Origin of the sequence: Bacillus sp. 7884-1 (genome assembly GCF_002272245.1) — a bacterium.
Taxonomy (GTDB): Bacteria; Bacillota; Bacilli; order Bacillales; family Cytobacillaceae; genus Neobacillus.
In genome coordinates this window covers 1-9,403 of the sequence record NZ_NPDD01000303.1, presented here as the reverse complement: position 1 = coordinate 9,403, position 9,403 = coordinate 1, and the positions used below count along the sequence as shown (strand labels likewise).

Genomic DNA, 9,403 nt, shown 5'->3' with positions numbered 1-9,403 from the left:
TACAGATAGGTAAGGGTTTGAAGTTATCGCTCCCTTTTGTCGGGTAGGAGGGCGACCTCTCAGTCACCGTCCCCCCTAAGAACCGTACGTGTTAGTTTCCTAACATACGGCTCAAGCATGCCTTTATCCTAGTCTGGGTTAGATTAGTCCTGATAGTTTTTTTGCTTTGATATATTTCTTGCCACTTCTAAGTTGAATGTCATTTGGAGTTTCTCCCTTTGCTGGGAATACCTTGTGGTATTCCAGGTGACAAGAAATGTGAACTAATTCTAAATTTTTATATTCATTACTTCCGCCTTTAACTCTAGGGATTTTGTGATGTGTTTCTAATCCTTCAGAACCATCTGTAATTGAATGGCTACATAAAGGGCATTTGTATTTTTGCTTCTTAGCTAACTTCTGCCTATATGCTACATTATTTTTATCGAACTCTTTAATATCACGTTTCTCAAAGTATCCATTAAGGTTTTTGTTATAAGGGCTGTAATCGTATTTGATTTGGACGTGCCTTACAATCGGAGTCCATGACATCCTTTTGAGTTGGTTATTGGTTATAGGGTCAGTTAATATCCACTTACTCTTACTTTGACCAGTTTTGTCTGGTTTGTAATACTTCTGACTAATCCATCTTCCACTCTTTTTAGGGTGAAGTCTCTTTAGAAACTTATATTGGGTTTTCCAAATGTGAGAATCCATTTCGGAAAAGACTTCTTTGGCGACACTTGGACTCCAGTAATTTGCCGTACCTATAATAATAGGATTAAGTGTGCTGACAAGTACTTGCACGTTTTTTCCATAGAACTGTCTTGCTTTATCGGTTATCTTCTTTTTAGCAGCCTTGATGCTATCCTTAGAAGGTTTGATAAGGACTTTGCTCCCATTGTGAGTTTTGTATTTTCTTATATTAAAACCTAAAAAATCAAACCCATTTTCGATATGAGTTACTTTTGTCTTTTCAAGTGCTAACTCTAAACCTCTAGTCGTTAGATAAGGCTTTAGCTTATTATATAAATCGTTAGCCTCTTCCTCAGATTCGCACATGATGACGAAGTCATCTGCATATTTTGCCACTGCATACTTAGTCTGATTAGCAAAAGATACCTTAGCCTTTCTCTTTTCTTCTTTATAACTAATATTGAGCAGACTTTCTAAACCATGTAGTGCAATATTAGCTAGAAGTGGTGAGATGATCCCCCCTTGAGGGGTTCCATTTTCTGATACATGAAATACCTTGTTGTCCACAAAGCCTGCTTTTAACCACTTTTCTACCACGTTAAAGGCTGGGAATCCCTTTATTTGTTCAAGAATATAGCCATGATTTAGATTGTCGAAACAACCTTTGAAGTCACCTTCAAAAATCCATTTCTTTTTGTTTCCAATAGTATTGAAGATTCTTTCGATTGCATCGTGACAATTCCTTTTTGGTCTGAACCCATATGAGGTTGGTTCAAATTTGGCTTCCCACTGTGGTTCAAGTGCTAGTCTAGCAATGTTTTGATAGATTCTATCTTTCATGGTTGGTATTCCAAGAGGTCTAAGTTTACCGTTCTTTTTTTCGATATATGTCCGATAAGTTGGTTTCGGTCTATGACAGTTGATGTTCAAATCTTTCATTTTATTGTAGAGTTCTACTCTCTCAAAAGGAGTCAAGGCTTTATATCCATCAACCCCTGCAGTCCGTTTCCCTTTGTTAATTTGGGTAACTCTACGTATTGAGAGCAGTAATGCGGCTTGGCATTTCATAAGTAGCCTTTGTAAGTCCCTTACTTTGCGGATTTTCCCAAAACGTTCGGCATGGTATATTCGTTGTTGAAATTTCTCTACATACTGACTAATGTTTAACCAGTTAATACGATCCCAATCAGTAATGTCTGGTAATGCGGACTTCTTTATAGAAGTGTACATCGTCTGTTACCACCCTTTGGAATTATTCTTCAACGCTTTATCCCATGTTGCACACCGATTGGAATTCAGCACCCTTTCGGGTTTTGTCATAGGACATTATCCACCCAGTTATTTCCGATTCCTGTTGCCTTTCGACATGGTGGCATTTGCTTTTTCCAATCTCCTATATCCCCTTGGGGAATTGGGCCTCGCTTACGCTTGGCTTACCTAGGTTTAGGACCCCAATTGGACTTAACAAGTTCAACTTCTGTCAGATGTGAGTAGGTTAGGTTCCTCCAATACACCGATAGGTCTGTGGGTTGCATTGAAAGTATTAGAGGGAAGATACTTTCCCTACCTATAAAACGTTAGTATAACAGTGCCCTATCTAACGACTGCGATGACGATGCTTATAAAGATTCACTTATCGTTAACCATACTACTCTTTCCCTAGCCTCCATCTGCTCAGGCACTGAGCTTTTGGTTTGGCTTCTCCTCATGCAACCCACACTATAATTACTCATAATGCAGTTTCGGAAGGGAATATCCTATGCAACAGGATAGTCTCGATGAGACACTGACTTTGTGCAGAAGAAGTTGCTTCTTGTCGCACCCCCCTGTTCACACCGTACATGAGACTTTCACCTCATACGGCGTTCCAACTAATCCAATTCAATTTAATCATCAACACTTCTGAGTTCACAACATCATCCGTGTCTCAATTCTTCCGTTTCAATAAGTCGGTGCCTCCCGTAGGAGGTGAACCTCTATTAGTCTCACATGAACCTTATTAACCGATAAAGATTTGCCTTGCATAATTAAATGATTCTTCATTAGTCTAGTGGCTATCCATCCAGGATGGTTAGACCTTTCATTGGTACTGTGCCACCACTTTCACTGACATAAAGACAAGTTATACAATAACTAATGTCATTATTGCTTTCCTTGCCAACGCTTCTACGGGAGTAAGCCCTCCACGTTATCAGCTTACAACGTTGAATTATATCTATTATAGAATGAACTTAGGTGCTTCCTGTAAGCCTGTTAGCATTCATACGCCTGTAACGTATCATGGATTTTCATATTAGTTATTTTTACTTACCCACATCTAACCTCACAATTTGGTGATATACACATTTCTATGTATCGCAGGTCTAGACCCGTACATTCAGAAGTTCGTCAGCTTAACCATTTCTTTTAGGTTTATTCGCATACTCACCATATTCATTCAACTCAAGCATCATGATTTACACCACCCCATCGGGTAGGCTTTCGTCAGCTTAACCCGTTACGGTAACTTCTCACGCCTTTTCGCCGAGCTTATAACACTATCATTCTAACTAAATCCAGTGCTATTCGACTAAGAGAGAACCCTTCAGGGCGTTACCCCATCATTTGATTCTTCGATATAATCCTTCAGTTCCGACAGGAACTGTCTAGCCTTTACCAGAGAAATGTGACCATCCTCCATTTAAGCTAGAAACATTTCGCACAACTATCCTGCCCCGTTTGTTTGATAAGGAATTCTAGAAAAAAAGGTGGTTAATCCTTCTTGGATCAACGCACCCGTTACTTTAAGTACAATACTTCACAATCTTCAACGTAGATCAAACAAAAAGCAATTCTATTTTAAAGCATGCACCCTTTGTCTTAATAAGAGGGTTTTATTTTTCAAGTTGACCTTTTAACCCAATTAACTCGTTTTTAATAAAAGGGTCAATCTCGTCAGGTAAATGATCTAATCCAAAAAATTGTGCCTCTATTCTTTGGTTACTATCAGTTGTTATTTCTCCTTCGTACTCGGTACATAAATAACCAATCGCAACCGTTTGATACTCATCTCCACTTTCCTCGACACGATTTATTAATTCCTTGCCTGAATAGACACCAAATAATTTTAACGCCTTTATCTTTACGCCTATTTCTTCAAAGACATTTCGTGTAATACACTCTTCGACTGACTCATTTAACTGCAAAATTCCACCTGGAATCCCCCAAGTTGCTCCTGAATATCTACTTAATAAAATTTCTCCGTAATGATTAACGATAGCTACACTTGGTCGAACAATTATTAGTGGGGAATTCCCAACCATTTCTCTCATATTTTCACAATAATTCATACATACCTCCGTATGGTAAAATTCTTTATAAAGGTGCTTCAATCTTACTTGATACAAATATGTATCAAAGGAGTAACCTACTCCCTTCTATATGGCATTTGTCAGCCACCTTCTATACACGTTGCGGTGGAACTACCTACTACATTATTTAATTCAGTTAATAAGACTTGTAGTGAGTTGTCAGTAACTAATACTTGTAATGCCTCATTTGTAACTGGAACATTGTTTTTTTGAAAAATCTGAACCGTATCTTCCCACACCTCGGTTATAGCTTTTGAAGTCATATTATCTTGAATTACCATAAAAATAACCTCCTTATAGCTTCATAATACCATTTTTTTCTTGAACTAACCTGCACCTTTAGCTCAATAAGAAAAGCTGCCAAAATGACAGCCCAGATCTTTCGCAAACGCCACCGTTAGCACAATAAAGGAAGTTCTTACTCAAAATAGTAATTTAAAGTGATTTTGAACTCTTCAGCACTTCCAGACTCAAAATTTATTTCACCTAATATACCTGTTAATTCTTCCGTTCCAGAACCTTGTACAACAGTCCTCTTGAATGTGAGTACACCATTTTCATATTTCCCAACGTGCTCCAAAACAAAACTCCCTACTTTATCACCAATACTACCTGTAATTCGTTCAAAGCCATACACTGTGGCTGAACCGTCTGTCATATAACATTTTAACTCTTGTAACTCACCTTTACCTTGAAGTTCTCCGATATAATCCATTTCAAAGTTCCCCTTTGTTAGTTTAGGTCCTCCGTTTGCCTTACTTACAACAATATCTCCCCCTCTATAAAAATTATGTTCCCCAGCTAAGGGACCTCCACTGGCATCAATAGATTGTAATTCAACTAAAAATGGGAAAAAACTCTCCTTGATAGTTCCTTTTTTGTGCCTCTCTTCCAGAGATTGAAGCATCAACTAATCGATTATCAATTTTATCTTCATCAACTTCATCTATATCATAAAGGGTATCATAATCTCCTGGATTTCTCTTTTCAGTTACAAAGCTACCATCTATGAAAATTTTCGTACTTCCAGCTTTTTTAAATTCTTCAATAGCCCTCTCCAAGCCATCAAGTTGTAAATTTCTTTTATAATTTTTACCATACTTAGCTTTAAACTCTTCCCAAGTCGTCAGGTGTATTCCTGGAGGAAGATTTTATTTTACAAAAGCGGGTATTGATAAAACAGTGTTGTTAGTCATATTTAATATTCAACTCCAGAAATTCGCTTATTAAATTGACTTAATTATAGAATATCCAAATAATGTTAACAATCTTATACTTTGTTTAAACATATTCAAGACTATATAGTTAATTCAAACTTTCACTTTACTATCACTTGTGATAGGGGTCACCATACATTATATAAATGAGGTTTTTATTTTCCCTCTCATTCACCTAAATTTCCATAAAAAAATTTTTAAAATTTTTTAATCCACCCCCAAAACCTTAAAACAATTACCTAATTTTTTTATGTTAGTCATATTTTGTCGAAAAATGTACTACACCTAGGATAACTTCCAGTTAACGTTCCTATAGTTTCTAATTAATCTATTAAAATATTCTTCGCCATTACACCTAGAGGGAGGCGTTTAAAATGGATCGAATTTTTAGGTGGATTGTTAAATCATTGTTTGCACCTGTTACGGGGACTGCTGGAGCAGTTGCAAGTACACTTGGTTTTTTTCTGGCCTTTTTACCTTTAGAAAATCTAAGAATTCCATTATTGCTAGCTTTTTCACTTTTCTTTCGACTTAATATCATCGCCTTATTCCTTGGCACGTTGATGACGATTTTTATTCCCAACCTTCGTCATTTACCTATCCTGGATTTAAGTATTTTAGAAGATTATTGGTTATTTTCTACCTTAAAAAATAATATACAATCTTCACAAATCATTGTATCAGGGGCATTTGGAGGCTTAATTGGTCTTGTCTGCTATTTTTTCTTCCACTGGTTCTACAATTTAGGTCTGAAAAAAAGGGAACGAAATCAGGAACATGTTTTTCTTGATCCTGCCAATAGACGCTGGTCCATCATTAAACGAATGAGCGCAGGCTTTACGATTTTAATTGTGTTGGTATCGACCTTTTTTATTGAAAGCCTAAATACAAATCCAGTATTTCCTGAGCTGCAATTGAACGAGAGCACAGCAGAAAGCGCAATCGAGCCGGTTAATACACGTTTCACTGAAGAAGAGCTTGCTTCCCAGATTCAAAAAACGAATCCTTCGCCTGTTATACAGGAAAATGAGGATGCGGTAAAAACACAAAAGGCGAACAAACAAGAAGTCTATGGTTTTTACGTCAATTGGGATGAAAACAGCAAAACTTCTTTCAAAAAAAATAGCGATTCTATTACAACATTAGTACCGGAGTGGCTGCAGTTAACAACTGACCTTACCCTTAAAGCCAGCACGGAAAAGTCTATCATTTCAGAGGCAAAAGCAAATGATATAAAGATTCTTCCATTAGTGAATAACTATATTAATAATAAATGGGATGGCGAGACTCTACACCGGTTATTTACTACTCAAGGCGCAGAAGATCTTTTTATTCAAAATATGTTGGATTATGTGAAAACCAATGACTTTGACGGTATCAACATAGACTTTGAAGAAATCCATCCAAACGATACAGCGAATTTCACTGATTTTATGGATAAGGTGTATGAAGCATTCCATCAACAAGGTCTCATAGTGACAATGGATGTCCCGCCAAATGACAATAGTTATGACTATGCTTCTCTGGCAACGAATGTAGATCGTATGATTGTCATGCTATATGACCAGCACCACTCCATGAGTAAACCTGGACCTGTAGCTCCAACTGATTGGGTAATAGAAAGTTTAAGCCAGATCCATATTCCTTCCGAAAAATTGATTCTAGGTTTGGGAAACTACGGTTACGACTGGGAAGACAACTCCAATCAGCCTGCAAATGCAATGACGTTCGGAGATATCATGGAATTTGGAATTGGGACGAACCTCCAAATCTATTGGAATAAACAAGCAGGCAACCCTTATGTACGCTACAAACGAAACGATAAAAACCATACTGTGTGGTTTTTAGATGCTGCGACATTTTACAATCAAATGAAGTTAGGAAAAGAGAGGGGTTCAAGCGGAATAGCAATTTGGCGACTCGGTTCCGAAGATCCTTCTATCTGGAATTTCATTAATAAACCAAAGGAATTGGACAACCCATCCAATGCCCTTAAAACCATCGTCAGTCCTGAGACTGTGCACTATAAAGGGGCTGGAGAAATTTTAAAAATGGTTTCTCAATCAGAAAATGGGAAACGAACCATTCAATTAGATGCACATGAAATGATTCAAAACGAAACCTATAACAAATTACCAAAACCTTTTGTGGTGGCTCGGTATGGTAAATCGAAAAATAAGGAAGTCGTCCTATCCTTTGATGATGGTCCTGACCCAGCCTATACACCACAAATATTGGACATTTTGAACAAGAATCACATAAAAGGGACCTTTTTTATCGTTGGAGAGAATGCGATGCTACATCCAGAACTTGTTAAAAGGATGCATAAAGAAGGCCATGAAATTGGCAACCATACCTTTACCCATCCAGATATGGAATCCATCACACCATTTCAAACGACTTTAGAGCTAAATGCCAATCAGCGTTTATTTCAAGGTATTACTGGCCATTCGACGACCCTGTTCCGCCCGCCATATATGGCCGATGCCGATCCGAACTCGATCGGCGAACTGCTACCTATGATACAAGCTCAGAAGTTAGGTTATACCATGGTCGGAGAATTAATAGATTCTGAGGATTGGCAAGGACATTCTAGTGAGGAAATTGTGAATCAGGTACTTGACCAACTGCCGGAAGGAAATGTCATTTTGCTGCATGATTCTGGCGGTGACCGCTCCAATACTGTAAAGGCCCTGCCTTTTCTTATCAAGGAATTGAAAAAACGTGGCTATACTTTTTCCACCGTTGCTAATCTCATTGGAAAAAGTAATAGTCAAATCATGCCCGAAACTGACCAGGACAACCCTTATTTGGTCTATGACAAGGCTGTGTTCATGGTCATACAAGGCTGGCGCGAAGGATTAAGCTTCCTGTTCTACTCCGCTATCCTTATCGGGATTTTGCGGCTGGTTATCTTAATATTCCTTTCAAGAATGCAGGTAAAAAGGTATAAAGAAACCAAGGTAGATCCTGGATTTACCCCTTTTGTCAGTGTTGTGATTGCGGCTTATAACGAGGAAAAAGTCATTTGCAAAACAATTGATTCAATTTTATCGAGCGATTACCCAGCTTTTGAAATACTAATTATCGACGATGGATCAAAGGATGATACGGCTATTGTGGTTCAAGAAACGTATGAAAACCAGCCTCTCATCAGATTAATAAAAAAAACTAATGGGGGTAAATCTTCCGCTGTTAACCTTGGTTTTAAAGAGGCAAACGGGGAAATCGTGGTGGCTCTTGATGCTGATACACTCATCGCTGAAAATGCCATCTCATTGCTTATTAGCCACTTTAAAGATGAAAATGTTGCGGCTGTTTCAGGTAATGTAAAGGTCGGCAATAAGGGGAATCTCCTTACGAACTGGCAGCATATCGAATATGTAACAGGCTTTAATCTAGAGAGAAGGGCCTTTGCCACACTCAATTGCATTACGGTTGTACCAGGAGCAATCGGTGCATGGAAAAAGACCGCGGTAGAAGAAGCAGGATACTTTCAAGGGGATACACTGGCAGAAGATACCGATATCACGCTCACCCTTTTACGCAATGGAAAAAAGATTGAATTTGAAGAAAAGGCTTATGCCTATACAGAAGTTCCGGAAGATATTAATAGTCTGGCAAAGCAGCGTTACCGATGGGTTTATGGTACTTTACAATGCCTATGGAAGCATCGACAGGCTTTATTCAATAAAAAACACAAATCATTGGGCTATATCGGCCTTCCAAACATGTGGCTTTTCCAATATTTTTATCAAACCATATCTCCTATTGCTGATATATTGTTCATTATAGCCCTTTTTAGCCCGCACCCTAAAAAGGCAGCGATTGGATTTATTCTTTTTTACTTGCTGGACTTCTTTACTTCTCTCTATGCATTCCGATTGGAGAAAGAAAGTCCTAAACCACTAGGTTCATTGTTTCTACAACGAATCTTGTACAAACAGCTTATGACTTATATAGTGATCAAATCCATCCTCTCGGCCGTAAAGGGAGTAACTGTTGGTTGGAATAAACTAAAACGAAATGGTAATGTCACTCAGGAAACCTCTATTACGAAGGTTAAAGAATCTGCATAATAGAATCTTCACACAGGTCTTTCCCATTTGGGGAAGACCTTTTCTATGAGAAAAAGAGGCTGGGACAAAACCCATTCTAGAA

The 9,403-nt window shown here is 38.1% G+C and carries 6 protein-coding genes; 1 reads left to right on the top strand and 5 read right to left on the bottom strand.

Going from position 1 to position 9,403, the window contains the following annotated elements; all coding sequences use genetic code 11:
* Positions 1-138: 138 nt before the first annotated feature.
* The 5 genes from ltrA to CHI06_RS30150 all read right to left on the bottom strand — a co-directional run bounded on the left by ltrA (position 139) and on the right by CHI06_RS30150 (position 5,155).
* Positions 139-1,905 carry a group II intron reverse transcriptase/maturase gene (ltrA, locus tag CHI06_RS28630; protein ID WP_095252021.1) on the bottom strand — a complete coding sequence of 589 codons (1,767 nt, stop codon included), beginning with the start codon at positions 1,903-1,905 and terminating at the stop codon, positions 139-141.
* A 1,643-nt stretch (positions 1,906-3,548) separates the two neighbouring features.
* Positions 3,549-4,004, bottom strand: a complete 456-nt coding sequence (locus tag CHI06_RS28625; RefSeq protein ID WP_095252020.1) for an NUDIX domain-containing protein — start codon at positions 4,002-4,004, stop codon at positions 3,549-3,551.
* Positions 4,005-4,105: 101 nt separating this feature from the next.
* Positions 4,106-4,306 (bottom strand): hypothetical protein, encoded by a 201-nt coding sequence (locus CHI06_RS28620; protein WP_095252019.1) that lies wholly within the window; start codon positions 4,304-4,306, stop codon positions 4,106-4,108.
* A 137-nt stretch (positions 4,307-4,443) separates the two neighbouring features.
* Positions 4,444-4,794, bottom strand: coding sequence for a DUF3224 domain-containing protein (locus CHI06_RS28615; RefSeq protein ID WP_257009509.1), 351 nt, complete (start codon positions 4,792-4,794; stop codon positions 4,444-4,446).
* 67 nt (positions 4,795-4,861) lie between these two features.
* Entirely contained in the window at positions 4,862-5,155 is a 294-nt protein-coding gene (locus CHI06_RS30150) for a DUF6932 family protein (RefSeq protein ID WP_373558177.1), read from the bottom strand.
* 461 nt (positions 5,156-5,616) lie between these two features.
* Between CHI06_RS30150 and CHI06_RS28610 the strand changes: the two genes are divergently transcribed.
* Positions 5,617-9,321, top strand: coding sequence for a polysaccharide deacetylase family protein (locus CHI06_RS28610; protein ID WP_095252017.1), 3,705 nt, complete (start codon positions 5,617-5,619; stop codon positions 9,319-9,321).
* Positions 9,322-9,403: the final 82 nt, after the last annotated feature.

Excerpts from the sequence above, each read along its gene's own strand:
- ltrA (WP_095252021.1), bottom strand. The coding sequence starts at position 1,905 with ATGTACACTTCTATAAAGAAGTCCGCATTACCAGACATTACTGATTGG.
- CHI06_RS28625 (WP_095252020.1), bottom strand. The coding sequence starts at position 4,004 with ATGAATTATTGTGAAAATATGAGAGAAATGGTTGGGAATTCCCCACTA.
- CHI06_RS28620 (WP_095252019.1), bottom strand. The coding sequence starts at position 4,306 with ATGGTAATTCAAGATAATATGACTTCAAAAGCTATAACCGAGGTGTGG.
- CHI06_RS28610 (WP_095252017.1), top strand. The coding sequence starts at position 5,617 with ATGGATCGAATTTTTAGGTGGATTGTTAAATCATTGTTTGCACCTGTT.